The organism is Bacillus sp. 1NLA3E, from assembly GCF_000242895.2.
GTDB lineage: Bacteria > Bacillota > Bacilli > Bacillales > Cytobacillaceae > Bacillus_BU.
This window is the reverse complement of record NC_021171.1, coordinates 726,333-749,769: the sequence shown is the minus strand read 5'-3', so window position 1 is coordinate 749,769 and position 23,437 is coordinate 726,333. Positions and strand designations below refer to the sequence as shown.

Sequence of the window (23,437 nt, the reverse complement as noted above, 5' to 3'; positions counted from 1 at the left end):
TTTATTTTAATGGAGCATTCTTGGATTTTCATGTAGATAATCCTTATATTTTGGATTTTGGGCGACAAAATCATGTAACTTATCCCCATAAAGTCCAATCCATTGTTTTACAATTCTTTCTGTTGTCGATCTTCCCATGTATTCTCGGCCTGACTTAGCACGGGTTGTTTCAAAGTCTTCCCATAAGAGTTCAACCCAAGTTATTGCTTGATCGTATGAAAGCTGACTATTTTTTTCTAGCAAGTAGTCTGCAAGCCGTTGATGATATTCATTCATTTTTCGGTACCCCATTTCCAATGATTTAATAGCAGTTTCAAACATACCTTTCCTGTTTAATTCAAATACTATAGGCACGTGTGAAGCTAATGTGTACGTGCATTTGTTTAGCACGTTTCCTAAATCGTTTGTGGAGGAGATTAAATGCGGAATAAAGTACAGGGATTTCCAAACCAAAATAATAATAAGTTCGAAGGAAAACCCCAGCCAAGTGCAGATTATGCTTCAAAAAGAGCTGATGGGACAACTAACACTCAACCTCAGGAACGAATGAATGCATCAAGCCATCAAGAAAGCAACACAACAGACTTTTTAAAATAGGAAGGCACAGGAAAAAGAAAATTGAAGCACGGATTGGATATTAGTTTCGTGCTTCAATTTTCAGCATTGAAATTGGTAGGGCCTCTTCCTTGCCATCTCCATTTAATCTGTATCCCCAAGCAAATACACCATTTAAATAATCCACTTTAAAGTAGGCACCTGGGTCACCGATAATTTCATATATCTCACCAGGTAAAAAGTCTTCAGGATTAAGCAAATATGCTTTTGCCATGACGACCTTTCTTTCTAAAACTGCATATTCATTAACCATGCCCAGTTGTTCAGCTTTTTTTGCCTTTTCGTTTAAAGTAGCAATTTCCTGCCTTAATTCAAATTCATTCAAGTTACTATATCGTTTTTCCTGTTGCATTTCCCCCACCCCATAGTTTTTATTCTATATTTTCAGTATAGAGACTTTGTTTGAATAAATAAAGAACACTGTACTAGAATAGCAAATGTTCACATTTTCATTCTTGATTTTCAACCTCAGATAAGAATTGATCAATTTGGTCAATCGAAAACCCCTTGCGATACAACGTTTGTTTGATTTTTTGCGAAAATTCATAACCTGAATACAGTTTATATTTTTGAACCAGTTTCTCACCTTGTTTTCTTAATGCTTCCATTTCTTCGTTTTCATCCTTACTACCATCAATATGATTGTTCGCTTCCTTGATGATTTCAAAGGAGTAGCCTTTTCTAACCAGCATTTGTTCGACTTTTTGTTTTGCAATCTTTCCTGAATCTCTGGTGTTTTTTGGTAAATATTTATTTGAGAGTGTGATGGCCTTTTCAAGCTGCATCTCAAATGGGTATTCTAATAAGGCATTCTCAATTAATGAGGCATTTATTCCTTTTTCCTTTAACTCCTGCTTAATCACATTAGCCCCTTTATCGGTAGTATTCATTTGTGTCCGAACAAAAGCGAGGGAGAATTCCTGATCATTTATAAATTGATGATAATAAAGCTTATGAATCACTTCGTTTACAATTGGTTCAGCAACCTCTTTTTTCTTAAGTTGCTGCCTCACTTCAAATTCAGACCTCATTCTTGTTGCCAAGTATTGGACGGCCTGTCCGTATGCCTTCCGGATATCGTCTTGAAAAAGGATTTCCGTTAGTGCAAAATCATCAAGTTCCATCCCTTTTTTTAATTGATGTTTTATCAATACATCCTCATCGACACTGAAGGCATATTTCTCTCCATCTCCAGCATCAGTAAAAATGTTGTAACGATCTTTTAACTTCTTTTGAGCGGTAATTTTTGTAATAACTGGCATTCATGTCACCTCAAATTAAATGTACCATATTTAATAAAAAATCGCTTATTGTGGTATTGATCTTTTTTAATAGGGAAAAATGGAAACTGTGTTCAAAAATCAAAAGTCCCGTATGGAAAGGATGAATTCTAAATGGAAAAAAAGAAACGCGAAAAAATGAGAACGACATTATCAAGTGCCCAAGAAGTTAGCTATCAACGCGAGTTTAAAATGGCGGACCGCGCTGGCGGTTTTACAGAAAAACGCCCAAGACATTAATTATTACCATTCATAACGAATCCCCTTTCAACACAAGATAACATGGGAAACAGATACGTTTCTTATTTTACTGTCGAAAGGGGATTTACAAATGGGCCGAATGCATAGTCGCCATAAAACACGTGATAGCAATAAAGGTTCCCTGCCTCAAGTGCCAAAGAATTTAAAGAAGTCTGATGGAATCGATGAGGAGTTTTCACAAGAGGTAGCAGACCATGCTGACTTAGAAGCTCTAGCACGCGCAAATGCAGCTAATCAACGGGTAAAGAAAAAAAATAAATAAAATTAGAAAAGCGCAAGGCGCCTGCGCTAGACAGTTCTCTAATTTAAAAGTTATACTTTCTTACTTTACGAAATAAACCGGGCATACGCCCGGCTTTTTTGTTTATATGATCTATCCCCATCGACTTGTGCACATATTTATCCACAAATATGTGGATAATGTGGATAACTTTATAGAACACCTAATTATAAGGTCCTGTTTTCCGTGTAGGATGTGGATAAAAAAATGTGGATAACCTCGAAAAAGTGTGGATATTGTGGATACTTTTTTTGATAGTATAGAGCAAAAGCACCATAAGTGCTGATAACATCATGATTCAATGAAAAAAGGAATCACCTTTTTATCAACACACCTTAATAAGCGGGCCTTGAAATTTTTTCGATTGATTTTATTTAGTGCATGATCGAAGGAAAAAAAACCTACATCTTGATTTTCATCAGAAATCGTAAGTTTACCACCTACAAGCTTCCCTTTCAGTATTATGACGACTGTCGACTTTTCGATATTTTGTTCGACACCTAAAAATTTTGTAATGTGGATATCTATTCCCGATTCTTCCTTCACTTCCCTGATGGCTGCAGCTTGAATAGATTCTCCCCTTTGCACGTATCCGCCTGGGAACTCCCATCCCCTTAAATTACCCTCAACAAGTAAGATCTTTTTTTCATGATTAATAACCATTACGGCTACCGCTAATCGGTGACTGGAGATTTTGAATCACCTTCCTTTAATCCATTCAAGTATTTTTCAAGCAAGGCAACAAACCTCTTCATGTCTACATGAGTTAGTGCCCCAATATTCGCCACTCGAAAGGTATTTTGCTTATCAATTTTTCCTGGATAAATGGTAAAACCCTTTTTAAAAAAGTAATCATGCATTCCGGTAAAATGATAGTTTGGATGATCTGGCTCTCTAATTGAGGTGATGATTTTCGAATGACAGTTATCCGGGACCACTTGAGTCAATCCAAGCCTCCTTATTCCAGTTGTCAGTGTCTCCCACGATTTTGAATACCTTTCATATCTGTTTGGGATACCCTCCCAATGTGTTTCGATAATCGCTTGCTTTAATGAATAAAGCGTTTGGACGGGAGGAGTAAATTGCATTTGCTTTGTCTTCTGAAAGGAATGATATTGCTCGTAAAGATTGAGGTAAAGGTTACGTGGTTTGATCTGCTGTGTTTCTTCTAATTGTTCCTTATTGGCAATAACAAACGATACCCCTGCCATACCTTGAAGATTTTTATTTGAACTTGCTGCCAGATAGTCAATATTCATTTTTTTCATATCAATTGGAATCCCTGCGTAGGAACTCATCGCGTCCACAATCATTTTTATCTGATACTTTTTACAAAGTTCACCAATCGACTCAATATCATTTAGAAGACCGGTTGTTGTCTCACAGTGAACGACGGCGAGATAGGCTATCTTTTGCGAAGACGTGCGGATAAACGCCTCTAAGTGATTGAGATTGATGCCTTCATCAACAGGACTTTTGTATTGTGAAAAATTCAGCCCGTAAATCTCAGCTATTTGGCACATTCGCTTTCCGTAGGCACCGTTATTCACAATCAAAACCGCATTTTGAGCAATAACGGAGCTAAGGATGGACTCCACCGCTGCCGTTCCGGAGCCACCAAACAATACGGTTGTATACTCTCTTGGATTGGCCACAAGCTTTGTCAATTCCCCTGAAATGCATTCCATGATTTGCCCAAAATCCTTTTCCCTTGGACAAATATCAGGTACCACCTGAGCGTATTTCACCGTATCCGTTGTTGTTACTGGTCCAGGGTTCAATAAAATATTCCGTTTGATTGGGTTAGGTACATTCTCACGTGCTTTAATCAGAGGATAGATGATCGAAACCGCTCTCGCCCAATGATGCTCATCATCAACTTCACACCAAACTAAGTCATTCAGTTTATGAACGTAAATATCATTCGTTTTGGCAATCGACACGAGGCCCTCTTCGTATTCCATATACTGATTTATTTGAAATAAACTCTCTACGATTGCGGACATCTTTTGAAATGTTGTATTGGAGAGTTTTGTAATTCCTACCAGTTCGGCGTAAACGGATTTTAAATTATCTTGTTTTTTTGATAAATTGACAAGTTGATGATTTTTGTTGGTTTCGATCAGCACCTCGTCACCAGTTTGCGTGAATTTACTAGCTAATACTACATTAGGAAGTTCATGTTCCACTAACATCTTTAAAGCTTCTTTTTCATATAATAAGTCCGATTCTAATAACAAAAAGTCATCTTTTATAACGTCCTTAAGCTGATATAGGGTGTACATGCTTCCTGATGAAGCAAATTTTGGATTAAAAACACATTGGATTTGTGGATATTTTAATGCAAGCTTCTCGTACTCATCTTTTTGATACCCTGTTCCGATATATATCTTGGTCATTCCTGCATCAAGTAGCTTTAAAATCGAGATTTCAATCATTGGCTTATCATCAAACTTTAAAAATCCTTTTGGGTGCTCTCCTGTCCTTTCGCGAATCCGACTCCCCATGCCCGCGGCTAAAATGACTGCTGTCTTAACCATCTAAAAACACCTGCAGTCTTTCTTTCACTTCTGATGGTTTCATTTTCGGGCGGCCTAGCCCTTTTTTTGATCCTCCAGAAATTTTTAAATATAAAAAGGTTAGGCATTTATCGTGCTTCCAGCCTTCGATGAATTCCTCAAGCTCTTGAAGATTATGAACATAAACAGCGTTTATGTAACCGCAAGCAGCGGCTACTTCGGTGAAATGAATTTGATCGGATACTGTTTGTTGACCACCAGTGGAATCATGTGTTTGATTATCAAGAAGAATATGAAGTAAATTTGGAGGTGAATATGCTCCATTTGTTGCCAAATTTCCCATTCTCATTAACAATGCTCCATCACCATCAATCGCGATAATTGATTTTTCAGGCCTTGTTAATGACAGGCCTAATCCAAGTGAACTAACACACCCCATTGACCCCACCATATATAGGTTATTCGCAGCATCTTCAAGCTCATAAAGCTCCCTGCCGGTTTTACCGGTTGTCGCCAATTGGACTGTATCGTGATCTTTTAACGAATTGATCACCCTCAATGCTTCATATCTAGTCGGTAGTTGATCCGCCATCTCCTTTTGACGCATCAATAGATTGGTCTTTTTCTTCAGCCTCTGTTTTCTAAGCAAAACAGAATCGATGGTCCCTTTTTTTACGATAAAAAAGAAAACTTGATTTTGTTCAATATAATGGTTTGCTCGCTGCAATTGCCTTTTGACCTCGCCCCATTCGGAGGATAAATACTCCCATTTAATGTTCAGCACCGTCAACAGCTCTGCTGTGATTCTTCCCATTAACTCATGCTGTGGTTCATCCGGTAGTCCCGGTTCCCCGCGGAGGCTAACAAAGCCCAGAATTGGAATTTGAAAGGGATGTGTAAGAGACACTAGCGGAGACGTTGCATTTGTCAAACCCGAGTTTTGCATCAAAACCACCGCCTTTTTCCCACCTAGGGATGCTCCGGCACCAACGGCAACAGCTTCGCCCTCATTTGTCGCCATTACGTATTCACACTCATTAATCGCATAATTGATCAGATCCTTTAGATACGAACAAGGGACGCCACTATAAACTTCAAATCCCAAAGCTTTCAATTCCCCACCTAAGGTTGATGTGTTAATCATGCATCCTCACCAGCGCTTTGAATTCTCTGAAAGGTGACAAGATCAAGCCATGATCCTTTTACATAATTTACAGCGATAGGATGGAGTGGCTTGAGGTAATTAAACAGGTCAACAAGCGAAAGCTGTTTAAAGTCTTCTCGCTCTGCCAATTTTTCCAAGGCATCCTTTACGGCTGCTGCGCCTTTTCCAGATGCTTTCCAAAGACCAATAAACTCTCCATGGCTAATCTCATTTTGGGCGCTTATCATAGAAACAAAATCCACTGTTTTTCCATAAAGCATTTTGGAGTATGGGGTTGTTGTCGTAACCAAGTTTTCCTTAATGGTACTGCTATCATAGTCAGGATCAACAATCAGTGTGATGTCATTGGTACCCAGGATTATTTCATCCAGAACATGAGGTTTATAGATAATTTCTGCGTAGCTAATTAGCGAATTAACTCCTATTTTATCCCTAGCCATGTATAGCGAGTATAGCTCGCCTCCCGTATTCGTGTCCTCAGAATCATTTCCACCAACCTTATAAATATCGCTAATTCCAATTGTTTTTATTTGGTTGATTTGTTCTGTAACAAGTGGTTGTTTCCCCGTTTTTCTTACGATAATAATGGAGTTCCAATTATTTTCGTTTGAATTTAAATAGAGTTGTTCAGCCTGAACAAGCTCTTCCGCTCCTTGAAGCCGAAATACTTCTTCTAAAGGAGAAACATTCCGCTCGACATGTAACAAAGTTTCGTCTCTATAAATTTGTGTTGAATTTGATTGCATCGCCTTTATCGAAGCGCGCAAATTATGATTTGCCCAAATGGCCAAGCTTATCCCTAATTCACGGAAACGCTCGGTTGGAACGGAGAAATATTTTGTTGGCACAATGACAACGGGAAGTCTTCCACCCCACTCCTGAATAAATGCTTCAATTTCAGTAAGATCGGCGCGCTTGCTATGCATGAGAATCGCATCGGTCCCTGCCTTCCGGTAAGCCTCTGCTCGTTTTAAAGCCTCATCGAGTCCCCATCCAGCAATAAATGCTTCCACTCGCGAAATGACAACAAAATCATCATCCTTTTGACTATCCTTCATTGCTTTAATTTTCCCGGAGAATTCATCAATATTTGCTAACGGCTGGGCCTCCCCTTTTATAAACGAGTTGGTTTTAGGGAAAATTTTATCCTCAATACAAACACCAGCAATTTGACGCTGTTCAAGCTTTTTTACCAATCTCCGAGCATTATTAAAATTTCCGTATCCAGTATCACCGTCAAGGAGAATGGGAATGTTGGTCGCGTCGCTCATAAACTCCAAAACATCTAATACCTGAGTCCATGAAGCTTCATTATTATCTCGGACCCCCATTGTGGCTGAAATGGATAAACCACTTCCCCATATCCCTTTGAAACCAGCTTCTTCCACAATTTTTGCAGACAAAGCATTATGAGCCTCCATGATGAATTGGAGCGGTGTACTCGTAATTAATTCTCTAAGTTGTGTTGTTTTCTTCATGGCTTATTCCCCTTGCCTATTACTCATCATCAGATTCTGAGATGAGTTTTTTTCTTAAGCTTTGAAAGGATGGTCTTTTCATAACTCGATGGGTAATCTTTAGAAGGATAGTTGTGTCTTCATTTATATAAGACTGTATTGCCTCGTACACTTCAACACCTGTTTCACAAAAATGAACCTTGCTTGGATCCATTCCAAACCTTAAAGCGGCATTCCCTATTTCCTTTGCTTTTTCACCAACAACAATAAGTAAATCTACATTCGACTCGGCGGCTTTTTTCCCCATTTCACTGTATTGTTCATCGGCATATTGGCCATCACCAAGTTGAGGCATATAGCCTAATAAAGCGATTGATGTTTTATCCTTCTTAACATCCTTTAGTACTTGAAGGGCTGTTGCCATTGAAAGTGGCGAAGAGTTCCATGAATCATCTATCACCATACAGCCATTGCTGCCCACTTTCACCTCTAGATGTTCCTCAACCTGTTTAAATGAAGCCAGCCGTTTAATTGAGGTTGGTATATCTACACCGACGAATGACACCCCGGCGATTGCTGCCAATGCATTGTAAATATTGTGCTCACCATATCCTGGTACAAATGCCTCAAAATATTTGCCTTCGTGGACGAAGGTAAAATTCATGCCACCTTCACCATATTTGACATCTTTTGCACGAAAGTGGGAATTTTCATTCTTTCCAAAATAGATGACTCTTTGGAAACCAGTGGTATTAATGACTTTGTTAATATTTTCATCATCCGCATTTAGGATGAGGATGCCCTGTGCTGGATCTAGACCCTCAATGATCTCACCCTTCGCCTTCATATATACTTCTGGCGTTTCACAATCTGCCAAATGATGAACGCCAATATTTAATAAAATTCGAATTTGTGGTTGAAAACATTTGCACGCGACCCGTAAATAGCCTGGATAGGCAACCGGCATCTCAAAGACGGCTACCTCGGTGTTTTCATCAATTTTGGTCAAATAACGTAAATTTACCGACATCGAGTTCATGCTCATCCATGTCGATTTCACGGCAAAATCCTCTTGAAGAATCTGCTTGATCATTTCTTTTGTGGTCGTTTTGCCGCAAGTCCCGGATACACCGATAACCGGAATATCAAAAAGGCCGCGATAATACTCAATAAATTTCCAATATGCTTTCTCTAAGTGATCAGTCTTGATTAAAATGATTTCATCTCCGAGGTCGGTACATTGAGTTGGTTGGTCCGTAATAATCGCGATTGATTCATTTTCTTTCCAGTACTTCCCCTTGATTCGTTCTCGATCCATATGGAACACCAAGGTATGATTCTCAATTTTCTTTGCAGAATAGTCCATTACATGTTCGATCACCGGATTTCCTGACCCCTGAACAATTTGACCGCCGATTTGGTTTAGAATATCTTGTAATGCTAAATTTTTCATCGTAAAATCAACCCCCACATTTTACACTTTTTGATCTTCGCCTTCATAACCAGCAAGTGAAGCAGCGTAATTGAGCAACCGAATGCCGGCTAAGTTTCGGAGTTGATAAGCCCTGATTTGAGAAAACAAATTGTCGGGCTTCGAATTAACTTCGAGTAGCTTAATAGAGTCATATTGGTCAATACAAAAATCTACTGCCAATTCACCAAAAGAACCCACTTCATTTTCAATTGTTGTGACGATATTACGAGAGATGGTTGCTAATTGGTTCATGATATAGCGTCTTTCGGTTAAATCAGAATACAATTGACTCATAACCTTACTCATCCGCATATTTACTTCTGTTTCCTCAGTCAACACATCTTCATTCGTGAGCCGACCCACCATTCCAGTCCTAAACCATTTTTGCAAGCCGTTTTTTTGCATGTACACACGGATTTCAATGTTTTTACCATTCAATTGTTTTTTTCTAATTCCTTCTTGAACGAGATAGGTATTTACTTTTATCAAAGGAGCGATTAAGACAAATAATTCATTGATATGAGTAAGTTTATGAAATACTTTCTGTTTGATGCTCAACCAAAAAATTCCTGTTGGCCGACGGATTACTCTAATGACTCCCATACTTAAAGCCCCACCAATAGGTTTCAAGAAAATTTCCCCATATTGGTCTAGCATATCCGTAATATCTGAAGACTGTTGAAGCAAGCGAGAATCCGGCAATACATCGTTATATTCTTTAGTGAGAAGTTGGTGTGAGTCCCATTTATCTCCTGTTAACCGAAACAATGTCAATGGATTAACAAATGGGATATGAAAAACAGATTGAAGTTTTACACGGGCTTCATCGATTACAACATTTTTCTTTCCTCCAAGAAAAATACGATCATAAATAACCGCAGGAAAAGGGAATAGACCGTCTCCATTTAGCGTGGTTCCTTTAATCAACTGTTGGTCCCACATAATATCTTGAGGCTCAAAAACATATACAAGCATCTGCTTTTCGGCAGCGAGACGAGATAAGTGTTGAAAATAGGTAGTTTGTCGTTCGAAAGGTCTCGCCGCGAGAATTCCTATTATTGGTCCAAGTGATAGGACGCCATTTGCAGATGTTACTTTTGGATTCCAATCCTTGGGTAGAGCTAACCTTTCCCGTAAAGCTTTCGAAAGTTGAACTACATTTGAGTTTCGAAATGAAAAAGGGTAAGCATGAATGGTGGCCAGAGATATTCTGTTTCCTGCGCGAATTGTTGCAGTCATACCCTCTTTAAGATTAAATTTCAATCTCGTTTTTTTCGGGATTTGAATAACATCACCAGGGTCATATGATTGTTTAACTGCGGTGAAGCCCCAATTCCTTCGGATATCACTTGACTCAGCGAACGAGTATCCGTTTTCGATCGCATCATAAAGAAAAGAAAGCTCTTGTGCATATTGAGAATAGCTTGAGGTTTTCATTAGCCTCGCCTTAATTTCTCCCCATAACCCTTTGAGGAAAATATGATTTCCTTGATAGTAGGCCCGTTGCACAAGGGGGTGAAACAGAAATTGACTATCTAACTCATGGTGATGTGTAGCAATTAGCTTTGCAAGTGATAAAATCGAGCTAGCCAGTTTTGGATCAAGGATCCATGAACTTAATGTAAGGTATTCAAACCCATATGATTTTACACGATAACGCCCGAATCCACCGTGCTTCGTTTTCCGTCTGAGTCTTGCCTTTCTTGGATCCTCCACCATTGCAAATGGAACAGCGAGATAATGGTCAAGTGCCCTTAGGATCGACAAAGAAAGTGGCAAACCAAAATGGATATGTCCACCGCATTGATATCCTGAAAAAGGCATGCTCCCAGCCCGAAATTCAACATTTTCATACGGAACCATTTCTGATGCTTTCCCGATTAAATCTTTAATGTGGTCAAATAATTCTTGTGGTGTTTCAGCCTTTTCTGGTCTTATTTCGGCCAGCGCATATTCTCCACTATCCTGTTCAATTTGGCGTTCGTCACAGCCTACTCCCCCTTGTAATGAAAAAAAGGTGGAGGCTGGCAAAAGCTGCTCGTCGCAGCTCACCATAAACTCAATATCCGCACCCATCGTAAAGGGAAGACTTGGTTTCATGGTGGTTTCAGTAAAGTGAGTGCTACCAGAATTAATGTCCGTAACAATCATGGTTTGGCTTGATAACTGACCTATTTTTACAAACCCATAAGTTAATCCGGTTACATATAAGGCACGAATTGCAAGATCAATCCACTCCGGTGATAAGCTATTAATATCAACATCCTGCCAATTCCAGCCAAATTCAGTGGTTCGAATCGGAATTTCGTAGAATATTACCTGTTTACCTACAGCAATTTGTGCCGTTTTAACTGTGAGTCCTTCAATTTCCAAACAATATTCATTTTCGATTGCATATAGTTTTGTAAAGTAATCATATCCATCATCTACCGCTTCTTCTGCTGTATTAATAATGGCAAGGTCTTTTCCACCATGATGACCAAATCTCCTACCGATTAGTGGATATTTACTTGCCGTTGGATCAACTACTTCGATACAAGGAACATTATTCAAGTGCATGATCTGTAACATTTGTTCTTTGTCTGAAACCATACAGAATCGCTTTCCTGACAATTCCATATGTAAAACCTCCAATTTTTGATGACCTTTATTACGCTAAGTTTACACTCCTGTTTTTATTGCTCGGTGCTAATTACTAATATATTAAGTAATCAACAAGAAGTTTCTTTGTATTTATGAAGATATCGAAAATCACAAAAATTAGTCGAGGGTTTTGGTTAGTTGAAGAAGGTAATTTCCCTTAAAAATCACCATATGCATCTTTTTTGCATTTTAAATATTTATTTCGAGGAAAATGGAGGCATAGCGATGCCAATTCGTTATATTCAACAAACCTTTATAAAATATAATAAAGGCAAAGGATTTATTTGTGGTCATGTCGATGCTTTACATGCAGCGTCACCAGCAGCTGACAAATATACAGATAAAATGGTTGAGAAACTTATCAAGGAGATTGGATGTGCTGGAATTATTGGTACAGTATCTAGAATGGAATGTGACTTGAATCGAAGACCAAATGGGAGTAACGATGAAGGAATACAGGAATATCGTGGGGCAGTAAAAGACTTACTAAATTTTTTACAAATCATAGATCCTTTTACCAAAAAACTAACTGCTCCTTATCTCCATTTATCCTTTCATGGAATGAAGGACACCCATTATGGGCCGTTGGGAATTGAAGTTGGATCCTTGTGTGGGCAGTCATGTTCCTCCACGGTTCAAAAATGGTTCCAGGAAAAATTAATATTCAAAGCTCAAGAAATTTCCTCAGAAATAAAAATAGTTTTCAACGAAAAATTCATTGGTGACGAATCTATTATTTTCCATAGAAAAGGCGATTTAAATGGCTATCTAGGGTATGGGGAGCACTTTCATACTTTTCAAATCGAGTTATCCCGAACCCTTCGCAGAAAATATCTTACTAGAATCTCCAAAATATTTTCCCAAATCATGACTGATTTTCAGACTGAATTTGTAGCTCTTGATCGATCTTAAGCTCATTTATTAAAGATGTCTTGTACATATTTGGGCAATGCAAATGAAGCAAGAAACACCTCTGGTGTAATATATTTTGTTTCCTGGTGTTGCAATTTACTTAAATCTGCCTGCAATGGGTCCCATTTCTTTGAAGCAATCGTAAAACTCCATACACCACAAGGAAAAAGTGGGATGGAAACCAAATAAGTTCGGACTATTGGGAATAGTATGTGAAGGTTTTGCACAGTACTTCTTAATGTAGAGGTATTATAATATGGGGATCCTGACTGAAAGACTACAATCCCTTCATCATTAAGACTATTAAAAACATACTGGTAAAAATCTGGTTTAAATAACTTTGTTCCCGGGCCAACTGGGTCTGGTCGGTCTATGATCAGGACATCATAAGCCCCTTTTTTTTCTTGAATCCACTCAAAACCATCTTGATGGATCATTTGAAATCTGTTGTCATTTTCATATGCTGAAGCTGGTGTAAGCCACTTTCGGGCCAGCTCTGTTACCCTCTCATCAATTTCTACCACATCGATTTGCTCAATTTCAGAATATTTCATTGCCTCTCGAGCATTTCCACAGTCCCCTCCACCAATCATTGCCACTGATTTCGGATTATGATGGGTCAGGATAGGAACGTGACTAATCATTTCATTATAGATAAATCCCTCAAAGGTCGATATTTGCGGGGTTCCATCCAAAACCAGTAATCTCCCAAAACCTTCCGACTCAACAATACTAATTTGTTGATACTGTGATTTCTCATAATGTAATAATGTTTTAACTTTATAGTCTGTTTTTATCTTAGCGTTCGCAACATAATTCGATATCCATAAGACGCCATTATCATCCTTCTTAAAACCAGACAAAGATTTTCGCTCGGCCAACCTTTTCACCTTCTACTTTAAACTTCTTTATAAAATATGTTACGCTAACAAGCCTTGACATGAACCAAAAGCACATATTTAATACAGTGCAGTGCTAATGGGTGCCTGACCCCCGGTGCCGTAATGCGTTAAAGACAAAAAAGAAGCTGACTCTTAGCCAAAAGTGTAGACCTTTGATGAGTTAGCTTCTTCCTATTTAACTATTAAAAATTAATCTTTCAATATCCTCCGTGCTTCTAATAATCTTTGCAACCCCGTAGCTAATTCAACTATTAGAAAAATGATTGTCCAAAACTTCAAATGAGGTTGAAACAAAACCATCAAAGAAAATAATATAAATCCTTCTGTTCGTTCTGCTAACCCTGGTTGATAGTAAAATGATTTATAACTAGGCTTTTGTGACACTGCGCCAACTGTCAAAAAAACCGTCATCGTAACAATGATCGAAATGGCCAAAAGCAGAAGCAAAAATAAAATAGCCGGATCCGGATGCCGAATCGCTAAAGCGATAATAATGCCGCATTCTACGATTCGATCAAACGTGACATCTAATACTGTCCCCCACGAGGATGAGGTTTTACTTTGTCTTGCCATACTTCCATCAACTGCATCGAGAAATCCTGATAACCAAAGGACAATGACTCCCCAAATAGGTTTTTCACCATAAACCAAGAAACTTGCTGAGATTCCTATCAAGAAAGCTATCACCGTCACATGATCCGCTTTCAGTCCTCTTTTAAGCAAAAAGTCTCCTGTTCGTCGAATGATTGGTTGTACATAAGACCTTCCGTATGTATCAAGCATTTTTTATCTTCACCTCAATGATCTTCTTTCGGATACCAAATAATTTTATTAAGTGGAACGCCAACCTTTACCGGACTGTTTACAGCGGGTAATGCCTCCCAAACATTCAGTTCAACTTCAAGGTTTTCACCTTCAGATTTTACCAAAGCAATATGTCCATTTGTTTCATTCTTTACTCGCGTCACAACCCCATCTAACCACGTAACAGGAAAATCTTCCAATATTGATAACTGACTATCTGTCGAAAGGGAAAGGGCATTTGCTGGAATCCAGCCCATCTCATCCGTTTCCAGCTGTTGAAACCCGTTTGGAAACCACTTATTCCATTGTGAAAAAGAAAACCGATTTTTTAATGCGAAAAATGCTGCAACATTTTCCGACCAAGGCTTTTGGTAAAAATCCTGCGGTTTTCCAACCTGCCGAAGCTTCCCATTCATGATCACTCCGACCCTGTCAGCTACAGAAAAGGCTTCATCCAGATAATGAGTCACCCAAAGGATAGAAAAACCTTGTTTTCTTTGTAATTGATATAGCCACTCTGTTAATTGGATACGAAGCGGCGTATCTAAGGAAGCAAACGGCTCATCTAGTAGGAGCAGGTCCGGTTTTAACACGAGGACTCGTCCTAACGATACCCTTTGCTGTTGCCCTCCCGATAACTGGTGTGGGAAACGTTTTTCTAACCTTTCAAGCTGCAGGATTTGTAAAAACTCTTTAACCCGATGATTCCGCTCCTTCTTAGCAATCCCTTTTGCACGTAATCCGAAAGCTAAGTTTTCAACAACTGTCATATGTGGAAAAAGCCGAGGATCCTGAAAAACAAGGCCCGTTTTCCCCTTGTCGTTTTTCCATTTTAGTATACCAGACGAAAGTGGCAATAACCCGGCTATTCCTTTTAATAAAGTTGTTTTTCCGCTTCCGGACGGACCCATTAACACGAAAATTTCTCCCTTATTAATGTCTAAATTCACGGAATCGATTATTATTTGTTTCTCGAAACAAATACTCACGTCTTCGAGGTTCATTTGACCACCCCCTTATTTCTTTTTTGCTGAAAGGATAGAAGAAGAAAATAGATTAGGACAAATATAATAACAGGGATGAAGAAAAAGATGCTATAGGCAGAAACAATCGAGGCATTTCCGCTACTAGCAAAAGGAAAGATGATTAATGGGAGAGTCAACAATGTCCCTCCACTCATAATCCAAGTTGGTAAGTATTGACTTAAGGAAATGATGATAACCAATAAACAAACCAACAACAGGGCTGGTAGAGCTTGAGGTAGCTCAATCCACAAAAATGTCTGCCATGGACTCGCTCCAAGACTCCTTGCAGCCTCCTGTAATTTCACCCCTATCAGTTTATACTGGTAGGTTAGCATCGCAATAAAATATGGAAGTGTAATCAAAATATGAGCCAATGCCACACTGAAAAAATCATTTAAGAACTGGATCTGAATCGAGATTTCGTGTAGACCCATTACTGATACAGTTAAAGGAATAAATAATGGGGAAAGAAGTGTGATAACGACAAATCCTTTTCCGAAAAAATGTTTTTGGCTGAGTACTCTAGCTGCAGGGAGACCTAATAATAAATTCCCTATCACTGTGATACCCGCGACAACCAAACTATTAAATAATCCTTCAAACGCCATTCCAGACCTAGAAAATAGGTATCCCCATGAGTCCATGCTAAAATTTTCAGGTAATAGCTGAGGCCAAGGCCATAGTTTTGTGATACTCCATAAAAAGAGAGAAAAAAAGGGTAGAACCAGAAAAAGGCTCAGCAAAAGGAGGAAAAACCAGATTAGAATTTTCCTTATGTAGGTTAACGGTTCCATATTCTTCTCCCTTCTCCATACCACTTTTTTTGCAAATAGATTAATATCAATCCAATAATAAAGGAAACGAGGGCAAGTACCATATTTAGAGCAATTGCAATTGGCTGCCGTTCTAATCCAAATTGGGTGTATTCCTGCCATGCAAGAACAGGAATGAATCGAAACGAGGTTCTAGCTAATAAAGCTGGAATTTCATACGCCCCTAACGCAAAAGCGAACGTGACCCACATTCCCCCTACCCAAAGAGGCATTAAAATCGGGATGATCACCCAACGAACAGTTTGAAAAGGGCTCGCTCCAAGCATGATGGACGTTTCTTTCCACTCTGCCATTAATTTTGCTATAAAAGGAGCGATTAATAAAACTATAAAGGGAATTTCCTTCCACAAATAAGCCAAAATGAAACCAATTCCCCATGTGTCATGAATCATCGATGGAAACCTCTCAAAACGATCAATCCACCCAAGATGAAAAGCTATTCGAGAAAACCATCCGGTTTGCATCAAAACTTGTGTCAACATATAGGCTGATAATAAATGAGGTACACCAACAGGTAGCTGAAAGACAATGTGCAGCCATTTCCACTTTGTTGAAAGAGTTGCTAACATAAGCGCAGCTATTATCCCAATAACACCTGCTAATACCGAGATGACAGCGGCCATCAAGACGGTTACGCCAAAAGCTTGAAGGTAGTATGGCGTCATTATCTCTTGATATACCCAGCCGAACCCGTGACCATCCATCCCCATCTGATTACCAAAGCCAAGACTACTACACAACGATTGGAGAAAGCCTCCAACAAAAAAGATTAAAACAAATAAAAAGGCTGGGAAGATTCCCAACAGCCCTTTATTTTCCGTTAAATATTGAGTAATTTTACTCGTTAGCAACATGAGTCAACCAGCCCCGATCAAGCATTTGAACATATTCTGCACTTATTTCAGGCAATCGATGCTTTGCTAGCTCTTCCTCCGGTAAAGTGGCAGGACCCCGATCAATTTGACTCATTGACTTGCGATAGTTCTCAGGTAATTTGTCTACCGACAAAGAGGTATTCTCTCCCCAATATTGAAGATCCATTTTCTTTAACTGTGCCTCTGGAGATAACAAATAATTAATAAGCACCAAAGCACCACTAGGGTTTGGTGAGTTAAATGGCACGGTTAGAAAATGAGTATTTGACAGTGTTCCTTTTTCTAGCACAAAGGTTTTCGTCGTACTCGGAAATTCTCCACTCGCGATTAAGTTGGATGCACCGGCTTCATCATAGCCCATTGTCATCCAAACCTCTCCATTTTTGTAGAGCTGGTCCAACTGAGAAAGTGATTGTGGATAAGATTTTCCAGCCTTCCATAGATAAGGCTCCATCTCATTTAACTCTTTCCATACCTTGTCGGAATCCTTTTCCATTAGAGTTTGGTCGAATTTTTTCAAATAAGAGGAATAATGATCACTGCTCTCATTTAAAACATGACGGATAAAAGCGCTTCCCGTAAAGTCAGGAGGAGCTGGATAGGTAAACTTACCAGGATTGTCTTTTATCCATATTTGCAACTCGGCAATAGATTTAGGTGGATTAGAGATTTTGCTTGAATCGTAAGCAAAGACAAACTGAACTTTTCCCCATGGGGCCTCATACCCACCCGTTGGAAACCCAAAATCATAGTTAACATTAGGACTACTGCCATCTACATAGTTTTTAAAATTAGGCAATTTATTAGTGATTCTTCCTAGAAGAAGATCTTGCTGTTTTGCCGTTTTAAAATTCTCCCCATTAACCCAGATAACATCCATCTCACCTGACTTTTTATTTGCTTTCTTTTCAGTGATTAGTTTATTAATAAATTCAGCCGCATCCATTGGATAGCGTTTCACTTTAATTCCATATTGTTCTTTCATTTTTGGAGCTACCCATTCATCAATATAGCGATTGATTCCTTCATCTCCGCCCCACATATAAAAGTTAACCGTGCTCCCTTTGGAATTTGTTTGGATTTCTTTCCAATCATTCCCCAAAACATTCGTCGCAGTCTTTTCGCTTTTATCTGATGAGGCACATCCACTTAACAAAATACTAACAACAAGCATGATTCCAAATAAAATTTTTGATATTCTCATTTATTACTCCTTTCGGTTAACCCACAACTGGATTTACACATAAAATAATCCTCAATTAATCCAAGGAAAAAGTACAATGCGAAGGTAAACCCATGAAACGGTAAATACACTTCAAAGTTTACACCTTTACAAAATGAATTTAGATTAAAAATCATTAAGGCAACTAAAAGAATCCATCTAATATGCCAAACAACCTTCTGGCATGTTTTAGCAGTTTTCGGTTTCAATTATCTCTTTCTTCCTTTCCATTTATGAGGAAGCTTGACCACCGTTTCTGGTTGGGTGATCTCTTGCAAATAGTGAATGCAGTCAAGCAAGATTTGCCTTTGTAGGTCTACTTCTCCTGCCCTACCAAAGCTACGGCCAAGCGGAAAACGTAAATGCAGTGCTCTTGGCACCCTGACTTTCTCGGTTAGATCGACTAAGTGTGAGATGGAAATCGTTGGAATACCTTCCTTCTCTAGTGCATATTGAATCAATCCCACGGATTGATGGCATATATATCAGCCAGGATTCAAAATTACTGCATCGGTTCCGTCCATTCTTAGTTGCTTAATTATGGCGGGAATCGTTTCTTCAATCAGCAACTTGGGATCAGTAATATATCCCATTAAGCCGTAATGGGTTGCTGCCACTCCACCAATTAAACCCTCTTCAGCTAATTCACTAAGGCGAAATAAAGGGAACACGCAATTGATATCCTTATCGGCATCTGCTCGATCAAAGTGTGTATGGCTAATCATTAAATCCGCTTGATTTGTTTTAGCAGGAATGAATCTAACACTTGTGTCTCCAGCTTCAACGTCGAAAATTTCCTGCGATTTTAAATGAACGCCAGCTGTTGTGATCAAAGCAAAAACAGCATCCTTTGGCGACTTTTTAAATGGATGAAAAGGGATTTCTCCTTTTATCGCATCTACCATATGTTTCGCTCGTTGGGTAACAATTGACTCAATCAATCTATTGCCTGATAGCTTCAAACCGCTTCCTCCTTTCAAATAGCCAAAATACCCCGCCAAAAATACTTGAAAGGGTCACGAGAAAGAAAAATAACAAAGAAACGGAAACGGCAAGTTCATCCGGAACACCGAGCTCTTTAAAGAAAAACACATAACTTGCTTCACGGACACCGATCCCATTTAAGCTTACCGGCAACATCGTTATCACCGAAATAAGCGTAATGATCACCAATAATTCAACCCAAGGAATGGAAATGCCAAACGCTAAAAATAATAACTGATTAATCCATGCAAGCCCAAACTGGAATATTGCTGAAAGGACCAAGATGGTCACCCACCATTTCCAGCTTTCACTTCGATAATTTCCAACCGATTCTCCCATCTTAACAAGTGCACTTTTACCCTTGCTTTTCCAAATAGAGAACTTACTCGATGGAACGCTTGTTGTTAAGATCAAAGCATTACTTTTGTTCCCCTTTTTCATCCAAAATCCAATGAAAACAAATAGAACAACAACTGCGCCTGTAACGATGTAAATAGATAAAAGGAATGGTCTGACATTTTCCATGAATAAAGCTGAAACGAGGACAATTGCGGTAAGAGCAGCACCGCTTGTCAGCCGTTCAAAGGCAACGGAAGTAGCAGCCGGGGGGATTCCGATAATTTTTCCTAAATAAAAAATTCTTACAACATCCCCACCAACGCTACCGGGTAGAAAATTATTGAAAAATAAACCGATATAATAGTATCGGCCCAATTTTGTCAAAGACGTATTTTTTCTCTCGGTCTTTTGCAAAGAAGAATGGACCAGTAACTGCCATTTCCATACACTTGATCCAACCGTAAGCTGAATAGCAATAAACGCAGCCACAAAATAAACCAAGGAGCCCTCCTTCATTATCTGGAGAGCTTGGTCCCATTGTATCCTATTCAATAGCCAAACCATTAAACTGGAACTAATCGTTATCCTAATTGCCAATTGAAGAAAAGGTATTCCCTTTTGTTCTTTGGATGATTTCATTACCTTTTTACTCCCTTTTTCCTATTGATCAACTGTTGAATCTTAGGACGTAGTAACATCCCAATAACTGCCAACGCGATTACAATCGTGAACAAAAAGAATAGGATTTTTACGGTGTTGGTTGCATTCTGACCTAGGAAAGAGTAAAGGATTGTTGCTGGAAGTTGACCGAGACCTGTTGCCCAGAAAAACTCCCAAAATGAAACTGAAGTTACGCCGGCAGCATAGCTAACTAAGTCAAACGAAACAATCGGTACAAGTCTGGCGATAAAAACCGAATGTTTCCCATACTTAGCGAAAAATTGGTCCCACCACTCCAAAGCTTTTTTTGTAACGATTTTCTCCACTACTGGTCTTCCTAAAAATTTAGCCAAGTAAAAACAAATGACTGCACCAAGCATGGCGCTACTCCAGGAAAGGATTGCCCCGAAGAACCAGCCAAATAGCAGGCCATTTGCAAAGGTAATGACAAACGCTGGAAGTGGTGCAACGACGGATTGAAAAACCATCAATAACCCAGATACTACAGCAGCCAACGGTCCAAATGATAGCAAATAGTCGCGGAACCCTTCCACATCAGCATTTTTTAAATATACCACCGAATGGTTAATCGCAGCGTGAATACCGCCTTGCCCCATATAGACAAGAATAAAAACTGCCAGCAAGGCAAATAGTGACATCATTCCAATCCGGTTTCCTCTTGAGAGCCGACTCCACTCCATTTTCGTTTCTTTTTTTAACGAAAGCGGTTTTCGGTGGGACATAATGAGCATTAAGGCACCAATAACCAAACCCACTATAAGAATCGTATTCATATTACTAAGTGTCAATGCGTTTTCCATAAACAACGCTTTTCTTGCCATATAGGCTGGCATAATGGAAATGCTACCTTCAAGAATCGTAATAATCAGAATCAAGGCTAAGCTGCCGAAAGCCAAAAGAAGACTGATCCACTTTTTTTCCCATAAAGCAAGGGTGTGTGCATTCATGAACACCCTTGCGAAGAAAAACCATATCCCTGTAACAGTCATCACCGTAATGACAAATTCACTGTCAAAACGCATATCTATGAACTGATTTTGAATTAGTAGTAGAGATAATGCCATTCCTACAATGAAAAATAAAAATATTGCTGACAAAAAATGGATTGTTCCTCGTATAACTTGTTTCATGTAATCCCCGCCTTTTTACTTAACGATTGAATAAGTTAAAACGACAGGTGTACCATCAGCAGGTAGCACATCTGGGTTTCCGTGAAATTCTGCTTTGCCGCCTTCAAAAGTTCCAACTGGATGGGCTGCATTACTCGTAATCCCTGCAGGACAGCTATCAAAACACATATAACAACCAGTATTTTTAGCTTCTTGAGTATCGTAGTTACCACCGAAATGGTATTCTAATTTTTTCCCAGTAGAATCGACCATGACATCATTGATATTGTAATCCTTTTTTGCATTTTCCCATGTAATTGAAACAGCAACCTCGTCCCCTTTAATGAACTTACCATCTGCAGTTTCATTGAACTCTTTCGTTACGTCGCCGCCTTTTTCAACAGCCGGTACGCCACCGATTTCTACTAATGCTTCGTTAAATTTAAGTGGGCTCGCGTAAGCTTGTAGTACTGATTGATCTCCGTAGTTTCCATCAACCCAGTTTAACCCGTGACGAGTTGGGCTAACTAAATATTTGCCATTAACAGTGGCATAAACCTTAACAACTTTATTCTTTTTATCAACAAAAATTGGATTCCCTTTCGTTACATCCATTTTTGTTTCTGCTACTTTTTTCTCATCTTTTTGTGATTTTGAAGTATCTGATTTTGACTTATCAGAATTAGATGAACACGCCGCCAGTACTAAAAATGATAGAGTTATGACCATAAATAGTTTGAAAAGAGTTGGTTGTTTTCGTTTCATTGTTATTTATCCCCCGAAAGTTTAGTTTCTTAATGTCGAAATCTGTCTAAAAACATGCTTCCTTTTCAGTATAATGGAATGGTATTCTTATATAAATTCAATTTATATATAACATCTATTATATTTCATCGATTTTTCCGATAAGAAGGGGGCTATCAAATGGATTTTCACCAACTATATGTTTTCACAAAAGTAGTTGAACATAAAAGCTTCTCTAAAGCTGCTGAAGATATTTTTTTAAGTCAATCCACAGTAAGTTCGCATATTCAATCTTTGGAAAAGATGCTAAAGGTGAAGCTTTTTGATCGGGTTGGGCGAGAAAATATTCTCACCCCTCATGGAGAGCGTCTATACCTTTGGGCCCAAAAAATCCTTTTATTAAAGGACCAAGCGTTACTGGATCTCAATCAAGGAATGACAGAATTCCGAGGAGTTATTAGAATGGCGGCTAGTTCCGTACCCGGGCAGTTCATCTTACCAAAGATGGTAAAGCAGTTCAGAGAAGAATATTCATCTGTAACCTTCTATATCAACCAATCTCCTTCAAAAGTCGTTGCTGATAAAGTTTTGAATGGTAGTGTTGATATGGGTCTTTTAGGAGGGAAATACGAAAATGATAAGCTTCATTATATTCCTTTATTAAAAGAAAAGTTGGTCCTCATTACTTCTAAACAAGTTGAAATCAACAAACCTGTTAATATTCAGGAAATTTTAAAATATCCATTCGTAATGAGAAATTCCGATTCGGGAACGTATGGTATGCTTGCACAGTTCCTGAAAAAACATCACATTTCAAAGGATCAAATGAATATAATCGCCCACACTGATGATAGTCAGAGCTTAATCCAGTTCGTGATGGAAGATATAGGAATTTCAATTATTTCAGAAATTGTGGCAAAGGATTATGCTAATAACAATATGATTAATATGTACGAGATTGAGGATTTTTCCGATGAAAGAGATTTTTACCTCGTTTTTAATAAAAATAAAACCCTTTCAATGATCTCAAAATTATTTATTGAAAAAGCAGTTGAATTGCATTTACCATGAAAAAGGACTTTACCATTCACTAGAAAACACAAGGTGTTCTCAAGTAAATGCGTAAAGCCAAATCAAGTTTGAGATCTTTTTCAGTATAAAGCAAAGACTACTGGATAAAAATTCATTCTATCTATCAAACAAATAGAAACTAATCGAATATTTAGATTAATATGCAACGTTCCAACAATTTACCGCGTTAATGTAAAAAACGGTGCCTGACCCCCGGTGGTTTAACGCGTTACCATGCCGGG

The 23,437-nt window shown here is 38.7% G+C and carries 24 protein-coding genes; 5 read left to right on the top strand and 19 right to left on the bottom strand.

What is annotated here, in order from left to right; genetic code table 11:
* Nucleotides 1-6: 6 nt before the first annotated feature.
* On the bottom strand, nucleotides 7-276 hold the full coding sequence (locus tag B1NLA3E_RS03670; RefSeq protein WP_041580889.1) for a YfhJ family protein: 270 nt from the start codon (nucleotides 274-276) through the stop codon (nucleotides 7-9).
* A 144-nt stretch (nucleotides 277-420) separates the two neighbouring features.
* Between B1NLA3E_RS03670 and B1NLA3E_RS03665 the strand changes: the two genes are divergently transcribed.
* Nucleotides 421-597, top strand: a complete 177-nt coding sequence (locus B1NLA3E_RS03665; protein WP_015592508.1) for a small, acid-soluble spore protein K — start codon at nucleotides 421-423, stop codon at nucleotides 595-597.
* Between the two features lie 40 nt (nucleotides 598-637).
* Here B1NLA3E_RS03665 and B1NLA3E_RS03660 read toward each other — a convergent pair whose 3' ends face one another.
* Both B1NLA3E_RS03660 and recX read right to left on the bottom strand, forming a co-directional pair.
* Nucleotides 638-967: a YfhH family protein gene (locus tag B1NLA3E_RS03660; RefSeq protein WP_015592507.1), complete on the bottom strand. Its 330-nt coding sequence runs from the start codon at nucleotides 965-967 to the stop codon at nucleotides 638-640.
* 97 nt (nucleotides 968-1,064) lie between these two features.
* Nucleotides 1,065-1,877, bottom strand: coding sequence for a recombination regulator RecX (gene recX / locus B1NLA3E_RS03655; RefSeq protein ID WP_015592506.1), 813 nt, complete (start codon nucleotides 1,875-1,877; stop codon nucleotides 1,065-1,067).
* 132 nt (nucleotides 1,878-2,009) lie between these two features.
* Here recX and B1NLA3E_RS23555 point away from each other — a divergent pair, with 132 nt between their 5' ends.
* Together B1NLA3E_RS23555 and B1NLA3E_RS03650 are read left to right on the top strand one after the other, a co-directional pair.
* Nucleotides 2,010-2,135, top strand: a complete 126-nt coding sequence (locus B1NLA3E_RS23555; RefSeq protein ID WP_015592505.1) for a YfhE family protein — start codon at nucleotides 2,010-2,012, stop codon at nucleotides 2,133-2,135.
* A gap of 91 nt (nucleotides 2,136-2,226) precedes the next feature.
* A complete protein-coding gene (locus tag B1NLA3E_RS03650; RefSeq protein WP_015592504.1) occupies nucleotides 2,227-2,418 on the top strand; it encodes a YfhD family protein in 192 nt (63 codons plus the stop codon).
* Between the two features lie 309 nt (nucleotides 2,419-2,727).
* Here B1NLA3E_RS03650 and B1NLA3E_RS03645 read toward each other — a convergent pair whose 3' ends face one another.
* The 6 genes from B1NLA3E_RS03645 to B1NLA3E_RS03620 are packed head-to-tail and all read right to left on the bottom strand — an operon-like array spanning nucleotide 2,728 to nucleotide 11,670.
* Nucleotides 2,728-3,099: an NUDIX hydrolase gene (locus B1NLA3E_RS03645; protein ID WP_015592503.1), complete on the bottom strand. Its 372-nt coding sequence runs from the start codon at nucleotides 3,097-3,099 to the stop codon at nucleotides 2,728-2,730.
* Nucleotides 3,100-3,110: 11 nt separating this feature from the next.
* Nucleotides 3,111-4,976 carry a 2-aminoethylphosphonate aminotransferase gene (locus tag B1NLA3E_RS03640; RefSeq protein WP_015592502.1) on the bottom strand — a complete coding sequence of 622 codons (1,866 nt, stop codon included), beginning with the start codon at nucleotides 4,974-4,976 and terminating at the stop codon, nucleotides 3,111-3,113.
* Nucleotides 4,969-6,099: a phosphonopyruvate decarboxylase gene (gene aepY, locus B1NLA3E_RS03635; RefSeq protein WP_015592501.1), complete on the bottom strand. Its 1,131-nt coding sequence runs from the start codon at nucleotides 6,097-6,099 to the stop codon at nucleotides 4,969-4,971. The genes B1NLA3E_RS03640 and aepY overlap by 8 nt, the downstream gene beginning before the upstream one ends.
* Entirely contained in the window at nucleotides 6,096-7,598 is a 1,503-nt protein-coding gene (aepX, locus tag B1NLA3E_RS03630) for a phosphoenolpyruvate mutase (protein ID WP_015592500.1), read from the bottom strand. The genes aepY and aepX overlap by 4 nt, the downstream gene beginning before the upstream one ends.
* A 19-nt stretch (nucleotides 7,599-7,617) precedes the next feature.
* Entirely contained in the window at nucleotides 7,618-9,030 is a 1,413-nt protein-coding gene (locus B1NLA3E_RS03625; protein WP_041580278.1) for a UDP-N-acetylmuramoyl-tripeptide--D-alanyl-D-alanine ligase, read from the bottom strand.
* Between the two features lie 21 nt (nucleotides 9,031-9,051).
* Nucleotides 9,052-11,670, bottom strand: coding sequence for a putative amidoligase domain-containing protein (locus tag B1NLA3E_RS03620; protein WP_015592498.1), 2,619 nt, complete (start codon nucleotides 11,668-11,670; stop codon nucleotides 9,052-9,054).
* Between the two features lie 249 nt (nucleotides 11,671-11,919).
* On the opposite strand from B1NLA3E_RS03620, the gene B1NLA3E_RS03615 reads away from it, so the two are divergent.
* Nucleotides 11,920-12,606: a hypothetical protein gene (locus tag B1NLA3E_RS03615; protein ID WP_041580277.1), complete on the top strand. Its 687-nt coding sequence runs from the start codon at nucleotides 11,920-11,922 to the stop codon at nucleotides 12,604-12,606.
* A 2-nt stretch (nucleotides 12,607-12,608) separates the two neighbouring features.
* Here B1NLA3E_RS03615 and speE read toward each other — a convergent pair whose 3' ends face one another.
* The 10 genes from speE to B1NLA3E_RS03560 form a co-directional block, all read right to left on the bottom strand.
* Nucleotides 12,609-13,487 (bottom strand): polyamine aminopropyltransferase, encoded by an 879-nt coding sequence (gene speE, locus B1NLA3E_RS03610; protein ID WP_041580276.1) that lies wholly within the window; start codon nucleotides 13,485-13,487, stop codon nucleotides 12,609-12,611.
* Nucleotides 13,488-13,697: 210 nt separating this feature from the next.
* Nucleotides 13,698-14,291, bottom strand: coding sequence for a CDP-alcohol phosphatidyltransferase family protein (locus B1NLA3E_RS03605; protein ID WP_041580275.1), 594 nt, complete (start codon nucleotides 14,289-14,291; stop codon nucleotides 13,698-13,700).
* Nucleotides 14,292-14,305: 14 nt separating this feature from the next.
* Nucleotides 14,306-15,316, bottom strand: a complete 1,011-nt coding sequence (locus B1NLA3E_RS03600; protein WP_015592494.1) for an ABC transporter ATP-binding protein — start codon at nucleotides 15,314-15,316, stop codon at nucleotides 14,306-14,308.
* Complete coding sequence (locus B1NLA3E_RS03595) at nucleotides 15,313-15,945, bottom strand: ABC transporter permease (protein WP_236619602.1); 633 nt, start codon at nucleotides 15,943-15,945, stop codon at nucleotides 15,313-15,315. Before B1NLA3E_RS03595 ends, B1NLA3E_RS03600 begins: the two co-directional genes overlap by 4 nt.
* A gap of 173 nt (nucleotides 15,946-16,118) precedes the next feature.
* A complete protein-coding gene (locus tag B1NLA3E_RS03590; protein ID WP_015592492.1) occupies nucleotides 16,119-17,024 on the bottom strand; it encodes an ABC transporter permease in 906 nt (301 codons plus the stop codon).
* The gene (locus tag B1NLA3E_RS03585) at nucleotides 17,008-18,249 is read right to left on the bottom strand and encodes an ABC transporter substrate-binding protein (RefSeq protein ID WP_015592491.1); all 1,242 of its coding nucleotides are present in this window, start codon (nucleotides 18,247-18,249) and stop codon (nucleotides 17,008-17,010) included. Before B1NLA3E_RS03585 ends, B1NLA3E_RS03590 begins: the two co-directional genes overlap by 17 nt.
* A 227-nt stretch (nucleotides 18,250-18,476) precedes the next feature.
* A complete protein-coding gene (locus tag B1NLA3E_RS25795; protein ID WP_240679518.1) occupies nucleotides 18,477-19,229 on the bottom strand; it encodes a glycine/sarcosine/betaine reductase selenoprotein B family protein in 753 nt (250 codons plus the stop codon).
* A complete protein-coding gene (locus B1NLA3E_RS03570; protein ID WP_015592489.1) occupies nucleotides 19,210-20,229 on the bottom strand; it encodes a lysylphosphatidylglycerol synthase transmembrane domain-containing protein in 1,020 nt (339 codons plus the stop codon). The genes B1NLA3E_RS25795 and B1NLA3E_RS03570 overlap by 20 nt, the downstream gene beginning before the upstream one ends.
* Nucleotides 20,229-21,401 (bottom strand): TVP38/TMEM64 family protein, encoded by a 1,173-nt coding sequence (locus B1NLA3E_RS23550; protein WP_015592488.1) that lies wholly within the window; start codon nucleotides 21,399-21,401, stop codon nucleotides 20,229-20,231. The genes B1NLA3E_RS03570 and B1NLA3E_RS23550 overlap by 1 nt, the downstream gene beginning before the upstream one ends.
* A gap of 15 nt (nucleotides 21,402-21,416) precedes the next feature.
* Nucleotides 21,417-22,145, bottom strand: coding sequence for a YdjY domain-containing protein (locus B1NLA3E_RS03560; RefSeq protein WP_015592487.1), 729 nt, complete (start codon nucleotides 22,143-22,145; stop codon nucleotides 21,417-21,419).
* A gap of 159 nt (nucleotides 22,146-22,304) precedes the next feature.
* Between B1NLA3E_RS03560 and B1NLA3E_RS03555 the strand changes: the two genes are divergently transcribed.
* The gene (locus B1NLA3E_RS03555; protein WP_015592486.1) at nucleotides 22,305-23,195 is read left to right on the top strand and encodes a selenium metabolism-associated LysR family transcriptional regulator; all 891 of its coding nucleotides are present in this window, start codon (nucleotides 22,305-22,307) and stop codon (nucleotides 23,193-23,195) included.
* The last annotated feature ends 242 nt before the right edge of the window (nucleotides 23,196-23,437 follow it).